21 protein-coding genes and 2 other RNA genes are annotated in these 22,743 nt (G+C 28.6%); 14 read left to right on the top strand and 9 right to left on the bottom strand.

The features are described 5' to 3' along the window. Positions 1–13: 13 nt before the first annotated feature. The 9 genes from J5A73_RS09695 (at position 14) to J5A73_RS09665 (ending at position 9,325) form a co-directional block, all read left to right on the top strand. Positions 14–754: a glycosyltransferase family A protein gene (locus J5A73_RS09695; RefSeq protein WP_211615319.1), complete on the top strand. Its 741-nt coding sequence runs from the start codon at positions 14–16 to the stop codon at positions 752–754. Position 755: 1 nt separating this feature from the next. Continuing rightward, positions 756–1,847: a polysaccharide deacetylase family protein gene (locus J5A73_RS09690; RefSeq protein ID WP_249069272.1), complete on the top strand. Its 1,092-nt coding sequence runs from the start codon at positions 756–758 to the stop codon at positions 1,845–1,847. A 39-nt stretch (positions 1,848–1,886) separates the two neighbouring features. Continuing rightward, the gene (locus tag J5A73_RS09685) at positions 1,887–3,647 is read left to right on the top strand and encodes an ABC transporter ATP-binding protein (protein ID WP_211615317.1); all 1,761 of its coding nucleotides are present in this window, start codon (positions 1,887–1,889) and stop codon (positions 3,645–3,647) included. A 138-nt stretch (positions 3,648–3,785) separates the two neighbouring features. Next, a complete protein-coding gene (locus J5A73_RS09680; RefSeq protein ID WP_211615316.1) occupies positions 3,786–4,400 on the top strand; it encodes a hypothetical protein in 615 nt (204 codons plus the stop codon). 34 nt (positions 4,401–4,434) lie between these two features. Then, positions 4,435–5,499: an RnfABCDGE type electron transport complex subunit D gene (locus J5A73_RS09675; protein ID WP_249069270.1), complete on the top strand. Its 1,065-nt coding sequence runs from the start codon at positions 4,435–4,437 to the stop codon at positions 5,497–5,499. A gap of 79 nt (positions 5,500–5,578) precedes the next feature. Then, positions 5,579–6,019 carry a hypothetical protein gene (locus J5A73_RS10610; RefSeq protein ID WP_249069268.1) on the top strand — a complete coding sequence of 147 codons (441 nt, stop codon included), beginning with the start codon at positions 5,579–5,581 and terminating at the stop codon, positions 6,017–6,019. After that, positions 5,992–7,524 (top strand): DEAD/DEAH box helicase, encoded by a 1,533-nt coding sequence (locus J5A73_RS10605; protein ID WP_249069500.1) that lies wholly within the window; start codon positions 5,992–5,994, stop codon positions 7,522–7,524. The genes J5A73_RS10610 and J5A73_RS10605 overlap by 28 nt, the downstream gene beginning before the upstream one ends. Continuing rightward, entirely contained in the window at positions 7,521–8,693 is a 1,173-nt protein-coding gene (locus tag J5A73_RS10600) for a TRCF domain-containing protein (protein ID WP_249069266.1), read from the top strand. The genes J5A73_RS10605 and J5A73_RS10600 overlap by 4 nt, the downstream gene beginning before the upstream one ends. Further along, a complete protein-coding gene (locus J5A73_RS09665; protein WP_211615314.1) occupies positions 8,690–9,325 on the top strand; it encodes a methyltransferase in 636 nt (211 codons plus the stop codon). The genes J5A73_RS10600 and J5A73_RS09665 overlap by 4 nt, the downstream gene beginning before the upstream one ends. A gap of 80 nt (positions 9,326–9,405) precedes the next feature. On the opposite strand, the gene J5A73_RS09660 is transcribed toward J5A73_RS09665, so the two are convergent. The 9 genes from J5A73_RS09660 to J5A73_RS09620 all read right to left on the bottom strand — a co-directional run bounded on the left by J5A73_RS09660 (position 9,406) and on the right by J5A73_RS09620 (position 15,865). Further along, positions 9,406–9,921 carry a small multi-drug export protein gene (locus J5A73_RS09660; protein ID WP_211615311.1) on the bottom strand — a complete coding sequence of 172 codons (516 nt, stop codon included), beginning with the start codon at positions 9,919–9,921 and terminating at the stop codon, positions 9,406–9,408. A gap of 340 nt (positions 9,922–10,261) precedes the next feature. Next, on the bottom strand, positions 10,262–11,005 hold the full coding sequence (locus J5A73_RS09655; RefSeq protein WP_211615309.1) for a sirohydrochlorin cobaltochelatase: 744 nt from the start codon (positions 11,003–11,005) through the stop codon (positions 10,262–10,264). 120 nt (positions 11,006–11,125) lie between these two features. Then, on the bottom strand, positions 11,126–11,365 hold the full coding sequence (gene rpsR / locus J5A73_RS09650) for a 30S ribosomal protein S18 (protein WP_211615307.1): 240 nt from the start codon (positions 11,363–11,365) through the stop codon (positions 11,126–11,128). Between the two features lie 37 nt (positions 11,366–11,402). Next, positions 11,403–11,942, bottom strand: coding sequence for a single-stranded DNA-binding protein (locus tag J5A73_RS09645; RefSeq protein ID WP_211615305.1), 540 nt, complete (start codon positions 11,940–11,942; stop codon positions 11,403–11,405). Between the two features lie 30 nt (positions 11,943–11,972). After that, positions 11,973–12,257: a 30S ribosomal protein S6 gene (gene rpsF / locus J5A73_RS09640; RefSeq protein ID WP_068155616.1), complete on the bottom strand. Its 285-nt coding sequence runs from the start codon at positions 12,255–12,257 to the stop codon at positions 11,973–11,975. Positions 12,258–12,458: 201 nt separating this feature from the next. Further along, positions 12,459–12,797, bottom strand: a transfer-messenger RNA (tmRNA) gene (gene ssrA, locus J5A73_RS09635). Positions 12,798–12,896: 99 nt separating this feature from the next. Beyond that, complete coding sequence (locus J5A73_RS09630) at positions 12,897–14,141, bottom strand: GNAT family N-acetyltransferase (RefSeq protein WP_211615303.1); 1,245 nt, start codon at positions 14,139–14,141, stop codon at positions 12,897–12,899. A 94-nt stretch (positions 14,142–14,235) separates the two neighbouring features. Next, positions 14,236–14,500, bottom strand: an RNA gene (gene ffs / locus J5A73_RS09625) — signal recognition particle sRNA large type. 267 nt (positions 14,501–14,767) lie between these two features. Then, entirely contained in the window at positions 14,768–15,865 is a 1,098-nt protein-coding gene (locus tag J5A73_RS09620; RefSeq protein WP_211615301.1) for an RNA-guided endonuclease TnpB family protein, read from the bottom strand. Between the two features lie 311 nt (positions 15,866–16,176). Between J5A73_RS09620 and pheS the strand changes: the two genes are divergently transcribed. The 5 genes from pheS (at position 16,177) to murF (ending at position 22,703) form a co-directional block, all read left to right on the top strand. Further along, complete coding sequence (gene pheS / locus J5A73_RS09615; RefSeq protein ID WP_211615294.1) at positions 16,177–17,193, top strand: phenylalanine--tRNA ligase subunit alpha; 1,017 nt, start codon at positions 16,177–16,179, stop codon at positions 17,191–17,193. An 86-nt stretch (positions 17,194–17,279) separates the two neighbouring features. Further along, entirely contained in the window at positions 17,280–18,131 is an 852-nt protein-coding gene (locus J5A73_RS09610) for a YwqG family protein (RefSeq protein ID WP_211615292.1), read from the top strand. A 117-nt stretch (positions 18,132–18,248) separates the two neighbouring features. Next, positions 18,249–20,648 (top strand): phenylalanine--tRNA ligase subunit beta, encoded by a 2,400-nt coding sequence (pheT, locus tag J5A73_RS09605; protein ID WP_211617440.1) that lies wholly within the window; start codon positions 18,249–18,251, stop codon positions 20,646–20,648. 34 nt (positions 20,649–20,682) lie between these two features. Next, positions 20,683–21,198 carry an HRDC domain-containing protein gene (locus J5A73_RS09600; RefSeq protein ID WP_211615291.1) on the top strand — a complete coding sequence of 172 codons (516 nt, stop codon included), beginning with the start codon at positions 20,683–20,685 and terminating at the stop codon, positions 21,196–21,198. Between the two features lie 113 nt (positions 21,199–21,311). After that, entirely contained in the window at positions 21,312–22,703 is a 1,392-nt protein-coding gene (murF, locus tag J5A73_RS09595) for a UDP-N-acetylmuramoyl-tripeptide--D-alanyl-D-alanine ligase (RefSeq protein WP_211615289.1), read from the top strand. Positions 22,704–22,743 lie beyond the last annotated feature (40 nt).

The following is a 22,743-nucleotide window of genomic DNA, read 5'->3' as shown; positions in this document are numbered from 1 at the left end:
AAGAGAAAAGGCGATGAAAAAAGAAGTTACACTTGTGATTACAAGTGCTGGAAGATTTGATTTGTTAAAAGAGACATTGGACAGTTTTTTTGAGAACAATACTTATCCGATAAAAAAAATAATAATTACGGAAGACAGTACTGAAGGGAAAAAATTGGAAAAATTGATTTCAAATTATAAAAATCAAGATTTTAAACTTATTATAAACTCTACAAGGCTTGGGCAGTTAAAATCGATTGACAAGGCTTATAAGGAAGTTGACACGGAATATATCTTTCACTGTGAAGATGACTGGAAATTTTTTAAAAAAGGATTTATTGAAAAGTCGATGGCTCTTCTTGAAGAAGACAGTTCAATTTTGATTGTCGGAATGAGAGCGAAGGAAGATTACAACAACGATTATTTTTTTAGCGAGAAAGATGATTATGTATCAAAGTCGGGCGAGAGATTTTACAAGGTAAAAGGAGAAATTTTTACTTATAATCCTGGACTTCGGCGAAAAAAAGACATGGATTTGTTTGGACTTCATGAAAAACTCGAAAATCAGCGGTATGAAGAAGTTTTATCGGATTTTTATAAAGAAAAAGGTTTTTGTACTGTATTTTTTAAAGAACCTTGCGTGAAACATATTGGAGATAAAAGACATGTACATTTTAGCAAAAATAAAAAAAACACAGTTTTAAGTTTTAAAATTGATAGATTTATAAAAAAAGTGAGAGCTAAATTTTTAAAAATGACTGGGAAAATAAAGTGAGGTGAAAAAAGTAATGGCTGTAATTTTAGTAGCAATAGTTATTTTACTGTTTCTAATATTTATTATTTACAACAAAACTAGAAAAAAATTTGCAATTTGCCTTATGTATCATGGCATTGATGATAAACCTGGAAAAGAAGGGATATTTGTAGATGAGTTTGAAGAGCAGATGAAACTTATTAAAGATAAGACTTCTTTTAAAATGGAAGAGTTAAAAAAGGTGAATTACAAATTACCTGAAAATTCAATACTTGTCACATTTGACGACGGATACAAAAATAATTATACACTAGCTTATCCAATTTTGAAAAAATATAATATAAAGGCGACTATTTTTTTGAATACTAGATATGTTGGAAATAATGCGGATTATTTGAGCTGGGAAAATATAAAGGAAATGTATGAAAGTGGTTTAGTTGATTTTCAAATGCACACACATTCACATGACTTGACGATAAAGCGAATTAAAGTTGTGGATTTTTATGAAAAAGATACTTCGCCGTATTTTAAAAGAGAGAGCTACAATTTATTTTATGACGGAAAAGACGGACATTTTAATGTGAAAAATGACAGTGGTAAATTGGATGGACTTCCTGTTTTTAAGTTAGTTAGTCAAGTGTCGGTTGCAGGGTTTCGTCCAAAAAGTGATTTTGTTGCAAAATATAGAAAAATTGAAAATTCTGATGAATTTCGAAAAAAATCTCACAAAGAAAAAATAGAATTTTTAAATAAATTGTTTGTTGAAAAACAGAATGAATTTTTTTATAAAATTGACGAAAAAAAATTTTTAGAAATAATAAATTTTGAAATTTTGGAAAATAAAAAAATTATTGAAAAAAATCTTCACAAAACTCCTTTTGTTTTGGCGTATCCTTGGGGACATCGTTATAAAGGAAAAAGAGAAGACTTGAAAAAACTTGGCGTGGAAGTGTTTGTTACGACCAGAAAAGGAGCAAATTCGTTGAATTTGAACAAAGATTGGATTTATCGAACAAGTGGAGATGATTTTGAAAATTTGTCTGAATTTAAAAAAGAGATAAATAATGGAGAAACTCCATTATATAAAAAAATAAAAAAATTATTTAAATTTTAAAATTTTAAATTTTTAGATTTAAAAGAAAGGAAAATAAAAATGAAAGTTATTGAATCAGAAAATTATAATTCAATAAAAAAGTTAAGGAAATATATGAAGCGTTATTCAATTCCTATATTTTTAAATATTTTGCTGGCAATGATTTCATCAGCAGTGTCTTCAGCGCCACTTGCTCTTATAAAAAGACTTTTTGATAAAGGAATTATAGAGAGCAACGAAAAAGATATTCTTTATGCGGCAGGTTCTATGATTTTACTTGCTGTAGTTGGAGCTGTATTAGTCTATTGGAATACTGTGTTTTCAGCATTAATTTCCGCTTCGATATACAAAAATATCGTTGATGATATTTACATAAAAATACAGACGCTCGATATGGAATATTTTTCTAGCGCTAAAATTGGGGAACTTATGACAAAGGTCATAACGGATCCGAATAATATAAATAGTGTAATAAAAGAGACTTTTAACATGGTTCCTGAAGTTTTTAAAGTTGTCATTTGTTTTGGACTTGCACTTAGTATTGACTGGAAATTGACTTTGGGAATTTTGATTGTTGCACCAGTTTTGATTACAATTGTAAAAAAATATTCAAAAAAATTGAAGCGTTCTGGGAAAAAAAGGCAGGAAGCGATGGGACTGATAAATTCAAAATTACAGGAATCACTTTCTGGAATTCGTGTTATAAAAGCATTTGCAATGGAAAAGGAAGAAATTAGAGATTTTAGAATAAAAAATACGAAATTAAAAAGAATTGCCATTCAGACTGCGAAATATAACGCTCGTTCAAGTGCCGTTTCAGAAGCATTAAATTATATTATGATAGCGGGACTGTTACTTGCAGGAGGTTATCGTGTTTTACGAGGACATGATTTTACGCCAGGAGCCTTTATCACTATAATGGGAGCTATAAGTTCGATGTATACTCCAATTCGTCGTTCAATTACTAGATTTAACGAAATTAGCGTGGATATTCCATCAGTTGGGAGAGTTTTTGAAATTTTGGAGGAAGAACCTAAGATTATTGACAATGAAAATAAAATTTTATTTCAATATTTTTCAGATAATATAACTTTTGAAAATGTTGATTTTAAATATAAAGATAGTGATGAAAAGATTTTAAAAAATATAAATTTTACTGTGAAAAAAGGCGAAACGATGGCTTTTGTAGGAAATTCTGGAGGTGGAAAATCAACTCTTGTGAATTTAATTCCAAGATTTTTTGATGTGTCAAATGGAGCGATAAAAATTGATGGAGTAAATATAAAAGATTATGATGTGAAGTCTTTGAGAAAAAATATCGGAATAGTTCCACAGGAGACATTTTTATTTTCTGGAACAATTTTGCAAAATATAAAATACGGAAAAAGAGATGCCACTTTTGAAGAAATAAAAGAAGCGGCAAAAAAAGCTAACGCACATGAATTTATTAAAAAATTGGAAGATGGTTATAATACTGAAATTGGTGAGCGTGGAGTAAAACTGTCAGGCGGACAAAAGCAAAGAATAGCAATTGCTCGTGCAATTCTTGAAAATCCACAAATTCTTATTTTAGATGAAGCAACTTCAGCTTTGGATAACGAATCGGAAAAATTGGTTCAAGATGCGCTGGAAAAATTAATGGAAAATAAAACTACATTTGTCATCGCTCACAGACTTACAACTATTGAAAATAGTGATAAAATAGTGGTATTACAACAAGGGGAAATAAAAGAAACGGGAACTCATGCCGAACTTTTAGAAAAAAATGGACTTTACAAATCACTTTATAACAAAAACTTTGATTTTTCCAGAAAAAAATAAGGAATTATTAGGAAAAATGTGCTATAATAAAAAAAATAAAAAAAAATAAATATAATTTGAGTAAATAATTGTAAAAGCAAAAGAAATTTGAGTTTTTACAAGTGATTAAAATATAATAAAAATTTAGGAGAGAGAAAGATGAAACAAATAAAAGAAATTTTTGTATTTTTAATTTCTGTCGGATTACTTGCATTCGGAAGTTTAACTGCAAAAAAGCCAAAAAACTTGACTCAAAAGATAAATGTTAATCCATTTGCCGGAATTATGAGCAAGAAAAAAGAAACAAAGAAAGTGGTAAAAGCAGTTCAGCCAAAACCTGAAAAAGTACAGCAAACTGCGCCAAAACCTGCTACTCCACAAGAAATAGCTGCAAAACAGGCTGCTGAAAAACTTAAACAGCAACAACAGCAGCAGGAACAACTTAAACAACAGCAGTTACAGCAACAGCAACAACAAAAATCAGAACAAGAGAAAAATCTTCAAGGTCAGTCAGCAGTCAATGCCAATGAAAAATTTGCACTTGATGGAAAAGATAAAAAACATCACAAAAAAGGTAAAAAGAACTCTTTTTCTGAAGAAGAAAGTTACACAACTAAAAAATCGAAAAAACATTCATCAAATGGTTCCAGTAGTAAAAAAACATCTGGTTCTGGCAGTGGTGAAGGAAGTGGAAAAAATTCATCTGGGTCAGGTTCTTCTGCCGGTGGGAGTGAAAGTGGCGGAAGCAGTCAAAGTTCATCATCACAAGAATAATTAAAAAAATAGTTAAAAAATTACTAGAAAGGTAGTGAAAAAATTTATTATGTTTAAAAGAAAGAAAAGAGAAATTAATGAAAATGTTTTTAAGACAAATATAGACATTTTTATTGCGCTAGTTCCAATATTTATAGCATCTTTTATTTATACTTTGCAACCGCTGATAACTATAATAACTTCTACTATTGGAGCGGAAGTTGTGGAATTGATTTATTTAAAATTATATAGAAAACAGAATATTTCAGATAGAAAGGATACATTTGCTTCTACGGCTATAGGAGTTTTGACTGGATTGGTTTTGCCGCCGTTTGTGCCATTTTATGTGGCGCTTTTTGCGGGAGCGATGGCTGTTGTTTTTGGAAAAAATGTTTTTGGAGATATTGACAAAAAAATATTTAATCCAGTTGTATTAGGAAAATTATTTGTTGTGACATTTTTTTCAAAATTTTTAATTCCAGAATCGCCAGTTTGGGGATTTGACAGTGCGCTTACGATACCAATTGACAGTTCTTCCAAATTAATGTCGTTACTTATAACAAGCAGAGGAATGATTGGCTCGTTTTCTGTTTTGGCAATTGTTATTGGTGCAATTTATTTGATTTTGCGTCAAAGAATAACTTGGCATATTCCAGTGGCATTTTTTCTAACACTTTTTATTGGATTAAATGTGGCGGCAAATAATGGAATTTTGGTTGCAACTTCGCTAGGAGAATTTTTATTTTTTGGAATTTTTGTAATGACGGATAAATTTACAAGTCCAGAGCATTCTTTTGGAAAAATATTTTTTGGAGTTATGGTTGGAATTTCGACAGTTGTATTTTGGTTTTTGGGAGTTCAGTCAGAAGCAATTATTTATTCAATTTTAATTTTAAATATTTTCACAAGAGGAATAAATTTAATTTATAAACCAAATGTCTTTGGAAATGAAACTGTTTCGTTTGCAGAAATTATTCAAGGACTTGGATTTGCGATAATTATTATAGTTTTGGTCTTTGTATTTGCATATTTGCATAACAATGGACTTATTTCGTATTTAGTTTACATTTATTTAGTATTTGGAGTTTGGAAACTTTATAATCAAAATAACGAAGATTAAAAATAGGAAGAAAAAATCCTATTCACTTTGGCTGAAAAGTCGAAGTGTTTTTTTTATTTTTTAGAAGAGAAGGTGAAAAATGGAAAAATTAAATTTTCTTGCACAAATAGATAAAAATTTTTTTAATAAAATAAACAAAAAAAAGGAAGTTTATCGAGGAGAAATTCCATGGATTTTGGAGCGTTCGGATTTCAAAAAAATAATTTATATTTCGGCGTCCAATAAAAATTTAGAAAATTATTATTCGATGCTAGATAATTATTTTTTTAATAAAAATATTTTTTCTAAAAATTTTGAGAAAAATAAAAAATATATCGACATTTTTGAAAATATTTCACAAACTAAAGAAGACATTGTTGGAATTAATGTAAAAATGCTTGATATTTTGAAAAATCAAAATAAATTTATTTTATTTATGAATTTACAAATTGCGCTTGATATTTTTTTTGAAAAAGTAAATTTTTTTAAATTTAAAATTGGAAGTGAATATAAATTTTCGGAAATAAAAAACTTTTTTTAAAAAATGGATATGAAAGTTCTTATTTAGTTGAAAAAAAGGGACAGTTTAGTCAAAGAGGGGACATTGTCGATATTTTTCCGCCAGATTTGGAAAATCCAGTGAGATTTGAATTTTTTGGTGATGAACTTGAAAGTATTAGATTTTTTGAAGTTGACAGCCAGATTTCGATTGAAAAAATTGAAGAAATTAAAATTTTTGGAAATATTTTGAGTGGAAATAAATTTGAGCTAGTCGAAATGATTTCGGAAATAAATAATGACGATGTTTTGATTGTTACTGAAAATGAAGAATTGGTTGACTACAAATTGGAAGAATATATTTTGTTGAATCGCGATAAAGAAAATTTATACCGAAAAAGATACGAAAATTTGAAGAAAAAAAGTTTTTTTGTTTTAGCTAAAAATTTTAGCAAAGAACAATTAGAAACTTTTAAAAATAAAGAGAAGCTGGAAAAATTGGCAAATAAAAATAAAATTTTTATTCAAACAAAAAATTATGAAAAAAAACTTTCTGATTATAATCAAATTTTGAAAAAAAATCAAAATAATTTCTTTGTTTCAAATTTTGAATTATTTGAAGGATTTTTGAGTGAAAAAAATAAAATTTTTGTTTTGACGGATAGAGAACTTGATGGCTATATTTATGAAAATTCTAAAAAAGTAAAAAAATCTATAAAATATAAAAAGTTGAATCAAATTCTAGTAGACGACTATGTAATTCACATTCAGTATGGAGTTGGAATTTATAAAGGAATTCAGACCATAGACGAGAAAGATTATTTAAAAGTAAAATATGCTGATGAAGATATTTTATACATTCCAGTTGAAAAATTGGACAGGCTTGAAAAATATATTTCTAGCGATTTAGAGCCAAAATTATTTCGTCTGGGAACTTCTGGATTTAAAAGAAAACGAAAAAAATTGGAAGAGGATATTCAAAAATTTGCAGCTGAACTTATAAAAATTCAAGCTAGAAGAAAAAGGCAAACTGGATTTATTTATCAAAAAGATACGGTTTGGCAAGAGGAATTTGAAGAAAGTTTTCCATTCGAAGTGACACCTGACCAAAAAAAGGCGATTGACGATGTTAAAAGCGATATGGAAAGTCCAAAAATTATGGATAGACTTGTCTGTGGCGATGTCGGTTATGGAAAAACTGAAGTTGCGATGCGTTCGGCATTTAAAGCAATTGACAATGGAAAGCAAGTAATTTTGGTAGCTCCTACTACAATTTTGGCTCAGCAGCACTTTGAAAGATTTAAAAAGCGATTTGAAAATTATCCGATTGTCGTAGAAAATTTATCAAGACTTACAAAAAGTAAATCAGGAGAAATTTTAAAAAATTTGAAAAATGGAGCCGTGGATTTGGTCATTGGAACTCACAGGCTTTTAAGTGATGATGTAGTTTTTAATAATTTGGGTCTTTTAATTATTGATGAAGAGCAGAAGTTTGGAGTTAAGGCAAAAGAAAAATTGAAAGAAAAAAAGATAAACTGGATGTTTTGACATTGACTGCGACTCCAATTCCAAGAACACTAAATTTATCTCTACTGGGAATACGGGATATTTCAATCATTGACACGCCGCCAGTTAATAGACTTCCAATAATAACGGAAATTTTGGATTGGGATGAAAATGAGGTAAAAATGGCAATTTTAAAAGAGTTATCTCGAGATGGTCAAGTTTTTTATATCTATAACGATGTGAAAAATATGAAAAATAAAGTGCAAGAATTAAAAGAAATTGTTCCGGATTTTGTGAAAATGGAATTTATTCACGGACAACTGCCGCCACAGGAAATTAAAGATAAACTTATTCGCTTTGAAAATGGAGATTTTGATATTTTAGTTGCTTCTACAATTATTGAAAATGGAATTGATATTCCAAACGCAAATACAATTTTAATAGAAAATTTTACTGGACTTGGTCTAGCTCAAATTTATCAGTTAAAAGGTCGTGTTGGTCGAAGTGACAGACAAGGCTATTGCTATTTACTAAAGACGAGAAATGCTACAAAATTGGGAAAACAGAAAGAAGAGAGTCTTTTAAAAGTGGAAGGAATAAAATCTGGCGGTTTTCAAATTTCTGTCGAAGATTTAAAAATTCGTGGCGCTGGAGAAATTTTGGGAGATAAGCAGCACGGGACGATAGAAACTTTTGGATATGATTTGTATATAAAAATGTTGAATGAAGAAATTCAGCGTCAAAAAGGAGAATTTAGCGAAAAAATTGAAAATGTGGAAATTATTTTGCTTGACCAAGGATTTATTCCGGAAAATTATATTCAGAATGAAGAAAAATTGAATATTTATCGTCGTTTTGCCACGCTTTCGTCAAATGAAGAGTTAAAAGATTTAGTTTTCGAAATAAAAGATAGATTTGGAAAAATTCCAGAAAGTCTAAAAAAATTTATTTTGAGTATAAAATTTAAATTATTTGCTCAAAAAAATAAAATAAAGAGAATTTTTGAAATAAAAAATGGCTATAAATTATATTTTGTGGAAAATTGTGAAAAAGAAATAAAAAATTTATCTAAAAAAATAAAAATAAAAAAAGTGGAAAGTTTGCAGATTTTGGGGGAAAATAAAAAAAATCTAAACGAAGAAAATTTTGTTGTAATTGAAGTTTTGAAAAAAGAATTTTTGGAAGTTGTCAAAAGGGGAGAAAAGTTGTGAAATATGTAGAAAATTTGGAGAGCGTAAATAAAAAAATAACGATTTTGGACGAAGGTTTAAAAATAACAGAAGATGCAATTTTGCTTTCAAAATTTATAAAAAAATATAACAAAAAATCTGGTGACTTTTTGGAAATTGGCGCAGGACAAGGAATAATTTCAATTTTAATTTCAGAAATTTCAAAAGTTTCAAAAATTTTTGCCGTTGAAATTCAAAAAGAAATATTTGAAATTTTGGAAAAAAATATAAAAAATAATTTTTTAGAAAATAAAATAATTCCAATAAATAAAAATATAAAAGAGATAACGGGACAATTTGATGTAATTTTTTCAAATCCGCCGTATAAAAAAATTAATAGCGGAAAACTTCCAAAAAAAGAATCAGAAAAAATCAGTAAATTTGAAATTTTTTTGACTTTGGAAGAACTTTTTTTTGAAATAAAAAGGCTGCTGAAAAATTATGGCGAATTTTTTGTCATAGTTCCAAATGATAGGCTTAATGAAGTTTTTTCATATGTTTATGCAAACAAAATGAACATTTTGGAAATAGAAATTAACAAATATAAAAATCGGGATTTGGTAATTTTGCACGGGAAAAAAGGTGGAAAAAATTCTGAGATAAAATTTTTGTAACAAAAAAACTCCTAAATTGGAGTTTTTATTTTATTATTATTTTATTTATTTATTTTTTTATTAAACTTTAAATTTAGAATTTAATGTTTAAAAATCGTCAAAGCTCCGTATGAAACTAAAATCATAATAATTGCCGCAATTAATACACCTAAAGTTATGTACCAAAATGATTTTTTTCTATCAAATTGAAGAAGTGCCGCAATTAATGCACCTGTCCAGGCTCCTGTTCCAGGAAATGGAATCGCAACAAATAGCATAAGTCCAATAAATTCTCCTGTTGCAAGACTTTCACTTCTTCTCATTGCTCTATCTTCTATTTTTTTTATAACCCCAGTGCAAATATTGTGTTTTTTCAAAAAGTCAAAAACTTTGACTGAAAACCACAAAATGAATGGAACTGGAAGTAGGTTTCCAATGACACTGACAGCCATATTTAGATACCATGGAAGTCCTAAAGCCGCTCCCACAGGTATTGCTCCACGAAGTTCAATAATTGGCAGCATTGAGATGAAAAAGACTCCCAGCGCTTTATTTAAAAGTGGCGCCGTCAAAAGTGAAGTCTGTATAAATTTACTAAAATCTTCAGCTAATTTCATAATTTTTAATTTTTTCCTTTCTTTCTTTCTTTTTTTTTCTAGTTTTTTCCTTTTTTCTTTTCTTTCTCTTCTTTACTTATATTTTTTTGCTCTCTTTACTAACTAACTAACTAACTTTATCAATTTAACTTACTAAGTATTCTATTTTTTATTAGATATGTTCGATAACCTAAGTTTTTTTATCTATACAAGGGGTCAAGACCCCTTGCTTCAAGATGTTTATTTTATTAAATTCTAAGTTTGTATAGTTATCGAACAGGTCTATTAAATATTTTATTGTAATTTCAAATTTTAAAATCTTAAATTTTTATATTTGAAAAAAAATCAAAGCAATTATTTATTATTCGTATATTTTTTCAAATTTTTCAAAAAACATTTTTTGAATAAACGGATATTCTCCCATTCCGATAAGTTCTGTTTCAACTTCATAACCGTTTTTTTCTAAAATTGTCTTCCAAGAATTTTCCTCATCTGACATAATGTCGTTTTTAGCGTGATCTCCAGCGACAATCAAAAAAGGTTTTAGCAAAATCTTTTTAAAATTTGTATTTTTTAATTTTTTCAAAATATGCTCAATCGTTATTTTTCCTTCAATAGTTCCAATAAAAATATTTTCTTTCCCAAATGTTTTATAATAATTTTGCAACTTTTCATAACTTTCATCAGAAGCGTCTTCTGAGCCGTGTCCCACAAAGACGATAGCATCATTTCCTTTTGTGTCATTAAATTCTTTATTTTCAACAATTTTTTTGAAATCAAATTCATTAAATAACAAAGGTTCTGAAATTTTTCCAAATTTATCGCTTAATTTTTTGTATTCAATCCCGTTTAAAATATGTAGCGACATTGTGAAAATTTTTTCAAATCCATTATTTTTAAGATCTTGCAATGCCTCATTTTGATTAAAAATGATTAAATTTCTTTTTATTTTCAGTTTTTGTCGGACTTTGTTAGAAGTAAAAGCTCTTCTGAAATTTTCAAAACCGTATTTTTCTCCAATTTTATTTTCAATAATATCAATTGTTTTTTTTAGTGCATCTTCGTGTGTTGTTCCAAAACTTGCAATTACAATGCCTTTTTTCATATTAAATTCTCCCTTTTTTATTTTACTGATATATTGTATCATTTTAATAATATTTGTCAATAAAAATAAAAAAACTACCTAAAAATAAATTATATTATTAGGTAGTTTTTAAATGTCTTATTATTTTTCAATTTTTGTGTAAGGCATTAAAGCGATTTGTCTAGCTCTTTTAATTGCTTTTGCAATTTTTCTTTGAACTTTAGCTTCTAATCCTGTAACTCTTGCAGGAGAAATTTTACCTTTGTCGTTCATAAAGTTTTTTAATAACTCAACATTTTTATAGTTAATATCTTCTACTTTAAATTTTACTTTTGGTCTTCTTTTTCTTCTTTTAAATTCAGTAGCTGGTTTTGCTCTCATTCGATTACACCTCCTAAAGTTTTTACTTTAATTATTTTTAAAATGGAAATTGATCGTCATCTTCGTTATCATCATATTCGTCATCATCGTCGAAAGAGTTTTGATTGCTTTTATTAAAATATTCGTCGTCATTGCCTCTATTATCTTCATCATAAACATCATCTTCATCGTTAAAAATTTGTTCCTGTTTTTTAGAAGATTTTTTTGAACTTTTTCTTTTGTAAGTATTTGAATATTCGTCGTCATCATAATTTCCATAACTTCCACTATTCGCACTATTTCCAGAACTTTCAATAAACTCAAAACGGTTTACTAAAACATCGGTTGTGTAAATAGTTTGACCATTTTTTTCATAACTTCCTGTTCTAATACTTCCTTGCACTAGAATTCTTTGACCCTTTTTAAAATATTCAGAAATGGTTTTAGCAGTTTTTTCCCAAGCAATACAATTTATAAAATCGGTTCCTTCACCAATTCTATTTATTGCAATACTAAATCTAGTAAATGCCTTTCCACCTGAACTTCGACTTAATTCTGGATCCTTTGTCAATCTTCCCATCAATATAACATTGTTCATATTACTTGTCCCCCTTATTTTTACTATTTATTAGTCATTTTTGACAATCATATATTTTAAAATTGATTCATTGATGTTTAATTTTGATTCAATTTCTGTGAATCTTGTTCCATCTGTTTGGAATGTAGTTAGCACATAATATCCATTTTCTTTTTTCTTAATAGGATAAGCTAATTTTCTGTCTCCCCAAACTTCTGTTTTTACTTCAACTGCTCCAGCAGCTTTTAAAGTATTTTCTACAAATTCAACTCCAGCATTTTTTTCTTCTTCAGTCAATTGTGTAGATAAAATAAACATAATTTCGTAATTTCTCATCGATTTCTCCTTTCCTTTGGCTTTTTTAGCCCTACTTCTAAATAGAGCAGGTTTCATATAATTATATCAAAAATAAATGTCAAAATCAAGAATATTTAAAAAAATTTTTTTTGCAAATAAAGATTTATAAAAAAATAAGTCTAAAAAGACTTATTTAATATGAAAATGATTAATTTATTTTTAAAGATTTTATTTTTGTTTTGGTGGAAATGACGGGAATCGAACCCGTGTCCAAAATAAAAAGTCTTTACTACCTTCTACAAGTTTAGTTTATTTATCTTTTTAACTTTTAGATATTAAACAAACAAAAGTCTAAAAGCGAGATTATAAAATTTCCTCAAGTGACATAATCATACATTTGAGTAAGCCGTAAAAAGTAACATCATCTAGTGGAAAAACGGCATTTCCAGAAGTGATGAGCCGCTATCTTAGGCAGCTAATGCGTAATTATCGTTTCCGATTATATTTTAGTTGGATTTTAAAGCTCCCGCTTACTTGCTAGTAATAAGTTTTTTATCCTGTCGAAACCAAAACATTCCCAAATGTTTATTTAAATATTTTTTAAATACTTTTTTCAAAACTATATTAACATATTTTTTTTAATTTTTCAATATAAATATTTTATTTTTAAAAAAATTTTTAGTCGTCTTCGTACATTGGTTCTATATGCACAAATAGTGATTTTATATTGGGATGCTTATATTTTATTTTTTTTGAAATTGTATTTATAATTTCGTGAGCTTCTTCTATTGTATTGTCTTTTTTCATTCTTGCATCTAAAAAAATATAAATATCTTTTCCAGAAGTTGTCATTTTAAAGTCATGTGCATTTTCGATTTCTTCAAATTCTAAAATTTCATCTCTTATTTTGGAAAGCAGTTCTTCATTTTGGGAATCCATCAAGATTAAAGAATTATCTCTTATTAATTCATATCCGCTCTTTAAAATGTAAATTGCAACGACAAGTCCAATAATTGTGTCAAAAATTGGATTGATTTTTGAGAATAAAAGTCCAGCTAGAACTGAAGTTGAGATTACGATATCATTTTTGTAATCTTGAAGTAGTGAAGTTATTAAAGCTCCACGATAACTTTTTGTTTTATTTTTCATAAAAATTAGCTGAAAAACTTTTATTAAAATAGAAATTATTGAGATTATGATAAGAATATTGCTTAATTTCACATTTTCTCCATTTTTTGAAAAAAACTTTTCTATATTTTCTCGAATCAGCTGAACTGCAGAAAGCATGATAAATGTTCCAATTATAACACTGAAGACGGATTCTATTTTTCCATGTCCAAAAGGATGTTCCTTATCTTCGGGATTGCTTCCAACTTTTAAGCCAACAATCACTAAAATATTCGTAATCAAATCCGAAAATGAATTTAATCCATCTGCCAAAAGTGACATACTGTTAAATATTTTTCCAGAAAATATTTTTAAAAAAGCTAGAATAATATTGATAATTATTGCCACTTTTGCTACAAAAACCATATTTTTTTCCTGTTTTAAAGTTTCTAGCAGATTATTCAAAATATATCCATTTTCTGTTCGTAAAAATTTTTGTTTTTCCAAAAAATTATTCATTTTTTTGTGATTTATCACAATCAGTGAATCACACTTTTCTTTAGTTATCCAATTGATTATATATTTTAGTAGAAATGTTCCATAGCCATTATTTCTATATTTTGGAATTATAAAAATCTTTTTTAGTTTTGCATTTTTTCCCAAATTTATCGTCGCATATCCGCATAACTTTTCTTCATTATAAATAAAAAAAAGTTCGTCATTATCTAAATCTATTGAGAAATTTATATCAAGCGCTCGAAATTTTTGCAGCTCTTTTGTGATATTTGACTTTTTATCCCAGTGTTCAACTTTCATTTTCCCTCCAAATTAATTTAATTTAAAAATATAAAAAATAGAATAGCAATTGCTATTCTTTATAGATTTCATAATTTTATTTTCAAAAAAAGCGTCATACGCCAAACAATCGAAGAAATTTTACCATCCGTTTCTTAAGATAAAGACTCAAAAACAGCTACCCCATAAACCTAGAAAAACTAACTTAGTGCTGCTTCGTTCCCGACCTGACACGATTCGTAAGTTTCCTACAATATAGGACCATCTTCTCAACATCTTTAAAATAAGGCGTTGACACTAAAACTCCCCTCAAATTTGACATCACCTCTACTAAAGCGGATTGTAGATACAGGGCACCGCTATCTCCCCGGCTAGTATGACAATCGTATTTTATCATTTTTTTTTGAAACTGTCAAATATTTTGTCCTTTGTAATATCTAAAAAATAAGAAAGAGAGAAAGTATAATTTCTTTCTTGCCAAGTATTTATAATGTTTATTATCTTCACTCTTGCAATTTTTCATATATTATCATATAGTGAACTACTTCCGCTTTTAGAAGCGGGAGCTTCTTGGGAAGTATCTGCTTTTGTTAGCCAAATATATTTACCAAGCTCTTCGGACAGTCCCTGCCCTGTTTTTTTATTTCCTAATATTTCAACATTTCTTTTCCAATGTTTTTTATATTCAGTGCCGCATTGTAATCTCTATCAATTTCAATCCCACAGCACTCACATTTATAACTTCTTTCTGATAATTTCAGTTCCTCTTTAATATTTCCACATTTACTGCAAGTTTTCGACGATGGAAACCATTTATCTATCTTCAAAAATTGCTTTCCTAAAAACATCAGTTTATACTCCAGCATTCTCAAAAACATTCCCCATCCATTATCTCCTACACTTTTCCCAAAATTTAATGCCTGACTCATCCCTTTCATATTCAAATCCTCAACAACTACAGCATTATATATTTCAGACAATTTTTTCGATAATTTATGCAAAAAATCTCTTCGACAATTTTTGATATATTCATGCAATTTTGATATTTTTATTTTTTGTCTATACCAATTTTTAGAAAATTTTACTTTTCTTGATAATGATTTTTGTAATTTTTTTAATTTTTTCTCCAACATCTTAAAATATCTTGGATAATCAGCTCTTTGGTTTTCAGAACTGACAAATAATTCAGACATTGAAAAATCAAGTCCAATTACTTTATCATTAGTTGGCACTTTTTGAATTTCTTTTTCAAATTCTGTCAAAACAGAAACATAGTAATTTCCATTGCTGTTTGTCAATGTTACCGACTTTATTATATAATTCTTTGGTATTTCTCTATGATATTTCAATTTTATTCTTTTCAGTTTTGGCAAAACCAAATATTTGTTTTCTTCAATTCTTATCGAATTATTCACACAATTTGTCGTGTAACTTTTAACATTATTCTTTTTAGATTTAAATCTTGGAAACTTTGCTCTCTTTTGAAAGAAATTCGTAAACGATCGTTTTACATTCAATTGAGCATTTGAAAGTGCCAGACTATCTACTTCTTTTAGAAATTGATTTTCACTTTTCAAACTGGCAGGTGTAATTATTTTATTTTTCCCAGTTTCTTCATAAATTTTATTTGCTGTATACAAAATTGTATTGTAAACAAAACGAACACATCCAAAAGTCTTATTTATCAACAATTCTTGCTCCTTATTTGGATAAATTCTGTATTTGAATGCTAAATTATATTTCATGAAATTACACCTCCTTTTGATTTTGAATATTATTTTTAATTATTTCTCTTCGATATTTTATACAAAAATTATATCATGGATGTATCCTTTTTTCAATAAAAAAAGCAATTCATCTCCCACTTATAGAAAGCCTACGACTTCTTGCTATCTTTTTGTTAAATATATAACAAATGTAATAAAGAATTAATTCCAGATAGATTAAAATTCCTTCTCAGTAGTTTTTGAAATCTTGCATAATATTTAAAATAGTAGTATAATTAAAAAATAATCTTTAATAAAAAATAGAACAAAAATTAGGAGGAAATAGATAAATGTTGGAAAAATTGGCACAGCTTCGAGAAGATGTTCTAAAAAAACTTAATGAAATAGAAAATCTTGAAGAAGTTAATGATTTGAAAGTTAAAATATTAGGGAAAAAAGGGGAATTTACGGCAATTATGAAAGAAATGGCAAATATTGCCGCTGAAAAAAGAGCTGAATTTGGAAAAACTACTAATGAAATAAAAAAATTACTGCAAGATAAATTTGATGAAACAACTGTCAATTTGAAAGAAATTGCGAAACAGGAAAGACTAAAAAACGAAACTATTGATATAACTTTGCCAGGAAGAACAGCTAATATTGGTTCACTTCATCCAATTACACAAACTGTTATGGAAATTAAAGATATTGTGTCTGAAATGGGATTTGACATTGTTGACGGACCAGAAGTTGAGTATGTTAAATATAATTTTGACGACTTGAATATTCCTAAGACACATCCGTCAAGAGAACTTACCGATACTTTTTACATAAAAGATGATGTTGTTTTGAGAACTCAGACTTCAGGGATGCAAATTCGTTATATGAAAGATAAAGTTCCTCCATTTAGAATGATTTCTGTTGGGAAAGTTTACCGTCCTGATTATGATGTGTCACATACTCCTATGTTTCACCAAGTTGAAGGGCTTATGATCGGAGAAGATGTGTCATTTGCTAACTTTAAAGCGGTTTTGGAAAGCATAGTGAAAAAAATATTTGGAAGAGATAGAAATGTGAGATTTCGTCCACACTTTTTTCCATTTACAGAGCCATCTGCTGAAATGGATGTGGAATGTGGAGTTTGTAAAGGAAAGGGTTGCCGTGTATGTAAAGGTACAGGTTGGCTTGAAATACTTGGAAGCGGAATGGTAAATTCAAAAGTTTTGGAAAACGCTGGAATTGATTCGAAAAAATATCAAGGGTTTGCATTTGGATTGGGGCTTGAAAGAATTACGATGTTAAAATATGGAATTGATGATTTAAGAGCGTTTTTTGAAAATGACGAAAGATTTTTGGATCAGTTCTAATAATTCATAATAGTATTTTTAGCTAAAATTTTTGATGGAAAATTTATTTGAATGTAGAATAGAAAAAATCAATTGGAGTGTTAAAAATGGATGATAAAGAAATCAAAATTGATGATGAATTTGCCAAAAAAGTTTATGATGAAATTTGGGCTGAATATAAAAAAACTGCACAAACAAAGGCTTTTGCAAAAATTACATTGACGGAAGATGAACTAAAAATAACAGATAGTAAAGTTATGGGATTACCCTATGTTCCGATAGGAAAAAAAATTCCAGAAACGTCCGATGGAAATGAAATGTTTTTGATTGCACAGATTAATTGTGAAAATTTGAGAGGATTGAAGGATTTTCCCAAAAAAGGAATTTTACAATTTTTTGTAGCTAACGATAGTCTTATGGGGCTTGATTTGGGGCAAACTGTTCAAAATGGATTTAGAGTGATTTATCATGAAGAAATTGGAAAATTTTACAATACAGAAAAGTTAAAAGATATTTATAATCCACAAAAATTTGAAGAATATGGTGTTACAGAAGATAATCAAAGTTATAAAATGAATTTTGAATTACACACCGAAAAAGAAAAATTTGAAGATTTTTTTGAAGATATATTTGACAAAATTTGTGAAGAGAAAAGTTTAGACCCAGCACAAGAATTGAAACTTTATGAAAAGTTACAGAACTTAATAGATTATTCAGATGATTATCATTCACAATGTGATGGTTTTTCATATTTTACGCAGGAAGATCCAAGAAAATATGAGGAAAAATACCAAAAATATGATACATTGCTGTTTCAGCTTGACAGTGAACATGATAAAACCAAAGGAAAATGGAAAGTTTGTATCGGAGATGCTGGTGTAATAAACTTTTTTATAAATCGTGAAAAGTTGAAAAACAAAGACTTTACAGAAATTCTCTACAATTGGGATTGTTATTAATAAAAAAAGAAAAAGTTATCCACAGTATTGTGGAAAAGACATAATTTATAAATTAAAGAAAGGAGAGTGTGATAATCTATAAATTGAGAATTTATAGGTTTGTCATACAAAAATAGAATGCTAATTTCGTTAAACTGGTTAAAGCAATATATAGATTTAGATGGAATTGAAATAAGTGAACTAGAAAATGCCTTGACTATGATTGGGCAGGAAGTTGAAAAAATAGATGTAAAAGGGGAAAACCTTGAAAAAGTTGTAACAGCAAAAATCATTGAAAAAGAGATGCACCCTGATTCTGATCATTTGACAATTTGTAAAGTTGATAACGGAAAAGAAATTTTGCAGATTGTGTGTGGAGCACCTAATCACAAGGCTAGGGATAAAGTTGTTTTAGCACAGATTGGAGCAAGACTGGCTGAAGATTTTGTCATAAAAAAAGGTAAAATTAGAGGTGTGGAATCGAGCGGAATGCTTTGTTCAGAAGAAGAACTTGGGCTTGGAAGCGATTCTAGCGGAATTATGATTTTGCCAGAAGATGCACCTATTGGAATGCCGTTAAAAGAATATCTTGGAGTAAACGATGTCGTATTTGAGTTGGAAATTACGCCAAATAGACCAGATTGCTTGTCTCACATCGGGATTGCAAGAGAACTTGGAGCTTATTACAACAAAGAAGTTAATTATCCAAGTACGGAAATAAATAGTGAAACTGGTGAAAAAACAGAAGATAATATAAAAGTGGAAATTGAAAATAGCAATTTATCAAAAAGATATGTGGCTAGAATTATAAAAAATGTGACTGTGAAAGAAAGTCCAGCTTGGCTTAAAGAAAGAGTTGAGTCAATCGGGATTAGAAGTATAAATAATATTGTGGATGCTTCAAATTTTGTCATGATGGAAATGAATCAGCCAAATCACACTTTTGATTTTGATAAAATTGCTGGAGGAAAAATTTCGGTTAGAAGTGCCAAAGAAAACGAAAAACTTATGACTTTGGATGAAGAAGAAAGAGAGCTTACAACAGATGACATCGTCATTTCTGACACAGAAAAAGCAGTGGCACTTGGTGGAGTGATGGGTGGTCAAAATTCACAAATTACTGAAAATACCAAAAATATACTTTTGGAAGTGGCTCACTTTAATCCAATAAATATTAGAAGAACATCGAGAAGACTTGCACTTATCAGTGATTCTTCGTATAGATTTGAGAGAAGAGTTGATAGAAGTAACGCTATAAATGTGATTAATAGACTTGCAAATTTGATTCAAGAAGTTGCTGGTGGAGAAATTTTAGATGGAGCGGTTGATATTTATCCAGAACCTTATAATAGAAGAGTTGCGACACTTAGTTTTGAAAAACTTCACAGATTTGTTGGAAAAGTTATTCCAAAAGAAGAAGTTATTAGAATACTTACAAAACTTGAAGTGGAAGTTCAAGATAACGGAGATAGTCTTACACTAACTGCACCAACTTACAGAGATGATTTGGAAAATGAGCAGGATTACTTTGAAGAAGTTATTAGAATGTATGGTTTTGATAACATTGAAAATATTTTGCCAAGACTTGACATTAATCCAAAAGCAACTATGGATACAACTAAACTTTATGATAAAGTAAAAGTTATCGCTTCTCAAGCGGGGTTGAAAGAAGTGATAAATTACAGCTTTGTGCCAAGAGATGCGATGGATAAAATTAAATTTACAAAAGTTCCAAAAGAAAATTTGATAGACTTGCCAAGACCGATTACAGAAGATTTTGCAACATTGAGACCAACATTAATTTATAGCCTTTTGAAAAATGCTAAAGACAATATGAATAAAAATGTTTCGAATATAAGATTTTTTGAAGTGAGCAGAACTTTTGAAAAAGGGGAAGAACTTGCTAGTGAAGAAACTAAACTAGCGTTTATACTTGCGGGAGAAAACGACAAGACTTTGTGGAATGCAAAACCTGTGCCTTACGATTTTTATGATTTGAAAGGAATTGTGCAGGAAATTTTTACAAAATTAGGATTTAAAAATTATCAGATAAAAAGAAGTACTGCGACTGAACTTCATCCGGGACGATCGGCAGATGTGTTTGTTGGACGGGAATTGATTGGAAGTTTTGGGGAAATTCATCCAGATGTGCTTGAAAACTTTGATTTGAATAAAAAGGCAGTTTTAGTTGCAGAATTTAATATAGACTTAATTAAAAAATATATTGGAAGAAAAACTGCTTATGAACCGCTTGTAAAATATCCAAAAGTACCACGAGATTTTGCTTTTGTCGTAAAAGAATCAGTTTTGGTTGGAGATATTTTGAAAGTAATTGAAAAAGTTGATAAAAAGGTTGAAAAAGTGGAATTATTTGATATTTATCGTGGCGTAGGAGTTTTACCTGGTATGAAGAGCGTGGCAATTAGCGTGATTTTGAGAGATAAGAATAAAACTCTTGAAGAAAAAGAAATTGTAGAAATTTCAAATAAAATTGTGAATAAAGTTAAAAAAGATTTTGATGGTATCTTGAGACAATAAAGTCAAAAAAGTTAAATAAAAGGGGGAAAAGGTTATGTTTAAAATTATAACATTGCCGTTTGACGAGGATATGGAAGAGTTTGACCAAGATAGGCTGGAGCGGGAATTTTTATTTGCGCTGAAAAATTGCGAGATTAAAAAATATAAGCCAGAATTGGTGGAAATTGATGGAAGATATTACTGGACCGTTTTTTTGGAATATGAAAAGGTAAAAAAAGTAGAAAGTGAACACAATTCTTTTCAGCAAAACGGCGAGTTAAAAAAAAATCAGAATTTGGAGAAAAAAAGTTTACCTGAAGCGGAACTTCAAACAAAAAAGGAAGTGGAACTTTATAAGATTTTGAGAGAGTGGAGGCGGGAACAGTCGGACGATTTAGGTTATCCACCTTACATAATCGCTTCTAATAGACTTCTTGTAGAAATAATAAAAGCAAGACCTAAAAACTCTTCTGAACTTTCAAAAATAAAAGGTATGGGAGAAAAGAAGACAAGAGAATATGGAAGAGAAATTTTGCTAATTTTAGAAAATTTTTTTGAAGCGGATGATTAAAAAGCTGAAGACGCTATTAAATTAAAATTAATTTTAAAAATATATTGAAAAAATGGTTATCTAGTGATATAATCCTACAGAGAAACACTAAGTTAAAATATGGAGAACGAATTATGAGAAAAAGTGATGTTTTTGTTGCTCTTTTGGAGGAAGAGAACATAGAGTTTGATAGAGAAATAATTGATTTTGACAATGTTGAAATGAACTCGAAAAAAATTAAAGATAAAGATTTATTTGTTGCGATAAGAGGCGGAAATAATTTTGTAAATGAAGCGCTTAATAAAGGTGCTTTTGTAGTTTATGATAATTCGGATATAAAAATAGACGAAGGCTTTGAAAAAAAGGCTTTTTTTGTGCATGACAGCATAAAATTTTTACAAGAATTTGCAAAAAAGTGGCGAAATAGTCTTGATATAAAGGTTATAGGGATTACGGGAAGCAATGGGAAAACGACGGTTAAAGATATGATTTATCATATTTTATCTAAAAAGTTCAAAGGAAAAAAGACGCTGGGAAATTATAATAATCACATTGGTCTTCCGTTTACTTTGCTTAGAAGTGAAACGGATGATAAATTTATCATTTTGGAAATGGGAATGAGCGCTTTTGGAGAAATAGATTTACTTGGACAAATTGCAAATCCCGATATAAATGTCATAACAAATATCGGAGAATCACATCTTGAATTTTTAAAAACAAAAGAAAATGTTTTTCGTGCTAAGACGGAAATTTTGCCGTATATAAAAGATGCATTAATTATAAACGGAGATGACAAATATTTAAAAAATATAAAATCTGAAAAAATAAAAGTTGTAAAAGCGTTGAATTTACAAAAAAATGACTTTTTGGAAAATTCAAAAAATTTTTATTATGGAGATATTGACTTTGATAAAAATAAAACGAGATTTACATTAAAATATTTTGGACAGAACTGCAAAAAAAATGTGACAAGAAATTATGAAACAAATGTTTTGGGAGAGCATAATATCTTAAATTTAACAATGGCTATAGCAGTTACAAAACAATTTGGAATTGAGGATAAAGTGATTGAAGATGCCATAAAAAATATAAGTTTGACTGATATGAGATTTCAAATAATTGAAAAAGGGGATTTAACTTATATAAATGACGCTTACAACGCAAGTCCTAGTTCTGTGGAAAAATCGCTTGAAACATTTTCAAAAATCTATAATGAAAGTAACATAAAAAAAATTATAGTTTTGGGTGATATGTTGGAATTGGGAGAAAATGAGCTAAAATATCACGCAGATATTTATGATATCTTAAAAAATGTGAAATTTGACTCGGTTTATTTGTATGGTGAGCGAATTAAAAGTCTTTTTGACAGAATTCAAAAAGAAAAATTACCAAATAAAGAAGTTGAAGTTATTTATTTTGAGGAAAAACCTGAAATAAAAGAAAAAATAAAAGAAATCGAAGGAAAGAAAGTCGTTTTATTAAAGGCTTCGAGGGGAATGAAACTGGAAGAAATTATAGAAGAGTAAAGAAGAGTAGAAAGGAGACAGAATTTTTAAAATTCTAAAA

This window comes from Leptotrichia sp. oral taxon 218, assembly GCF_018128225.1.
In the GTDB taxonomy this organism is placed as follows: domain Bacteria; phylum Fusobacteriota; class Fusobacteriia; order Fusobacteriales; family Leptotrichiaceae; genus Leptotrichia.
This window is presented reverse-complemented; position numbering and strand designations above follow the sequence as displayed.

What these genes read in the sequence shown, in the direction of transcription:
- J5A73_RS09695 (WP_211615319.1), top strand. Translation starts at nt 14, where the DNA reads ATGAAAAAAGAAGTTACACTTGTGATTACAAGTGCTGGAAGATTTGAT.
- J5A73_RS09685 (WP_211615317.1), top strand. Translation starts at nt 1,887, where the DNA reads ATGAAAGTTATTGAATCAGAAAATTATAATTCAATAAAAAAGTTAAGG.
- J5A73_RS09680 (WP_211615316.1), top strand. Translation starts at nt 3,786, where the DNA reads ATGAAACAAATAAAAGAAATTTTTGTATTTTTAATTTCTGTCGGATTA.
- J5A73_RS10610 (WP_249069268.1), top strand. Translation starts at nt 5,579, where the DNA reads ATGGAAAAATTAAATTTTCTTGCACAAATAGATAAAAATTTTTTTAAT.
- J5A73_RS09660 (WP_211615311.1), bottom strand. Translation starts at nt 9,921, where the DNA reads ATGAAATTAGCTGAAGATTTTAGTAAATTTATACAGACTTCACTTTTG.
- J5A73_RS09655 (WP_211615309.1), bottom strand. Translation starts at nt 11,005, where the DNA reads ATGAAAAAAGGCATTGTAATTGCAAGTTTTGGAACAACACACGAAGAT.
- rpsR (WP_211615307.1), bottom strand. Translation starts at nt 11,365, where the DNA reads ATGAGAGCAAAACCAGCTACTGAATTTAAAAGAAGAAAAAGAAGACCA.
- J5A73_RS09645 (WP_211615305.1), bottom strand. Translation starts at nt 11,942, where the DNA reads ATGAACAATGTTATATTGATGGGAAGATTGACAAAGGATCCAGAATTA.
- rpsF (WP_068155616.1), bottom strand. Translation starts at nt 12,257, where the DNA reads ATGAGAAATTACGAAATTATGTTTATTTTATCTACACAATTGACTGAA.
- J5A73_RS09630 (WP_211615303.1), bottom strand. Translation starts at nt 14,141, where the DNA reads ATGAAAGTTGAACACTGGGATAAAAAGTCAAATATCACAAAAGAGCTG.
- J5A73_RS09620 (WP_211615301.1), bottom strand. Translation starts at nt 15,865, where the DNA reads ATGAAATATAATTTAGCATTCAAATACAGAATTTATCCAAATAAGGAG.
- pheS (WP_211615294.1), top strand. Translation starts at nt 16,177, where the DNA reads ATGTTGGAAAAATTGGCACAGCTTCGAGAAGATGTTCTAAAAAAACTT.
- J5A73_RS09610 (WP_211615292.1), top strand. Translation starts at nt 17,280, where the DNA reads ATGGATGATAAAGAAATCAAAATTGATGATGAATTTGCCAAAAAAGTT.
- pheT (WP_211617440.1), top strand. Translation starts at nt 18,249, where the DNA reads ATGCTAATTTCGTTAAACTGGTTAAAGCAATATATAGATTTAGATGGA.
- J5A73_RS09600 (WP_211615291.1), top strand. Translation starts at nt 20,683, where the DNA reads ATGTTTAAAATTATAACATTGCCGTTTGACGAGGATATGGAAGAGTTT.
- murF (WP_211615289.1), top strand. Translation starts at nt 21,312, where the DNA reads ATGAGAAAAAGTGATGTTTTTGTTGCTCTTTTGGAGGAAGAGAACATA.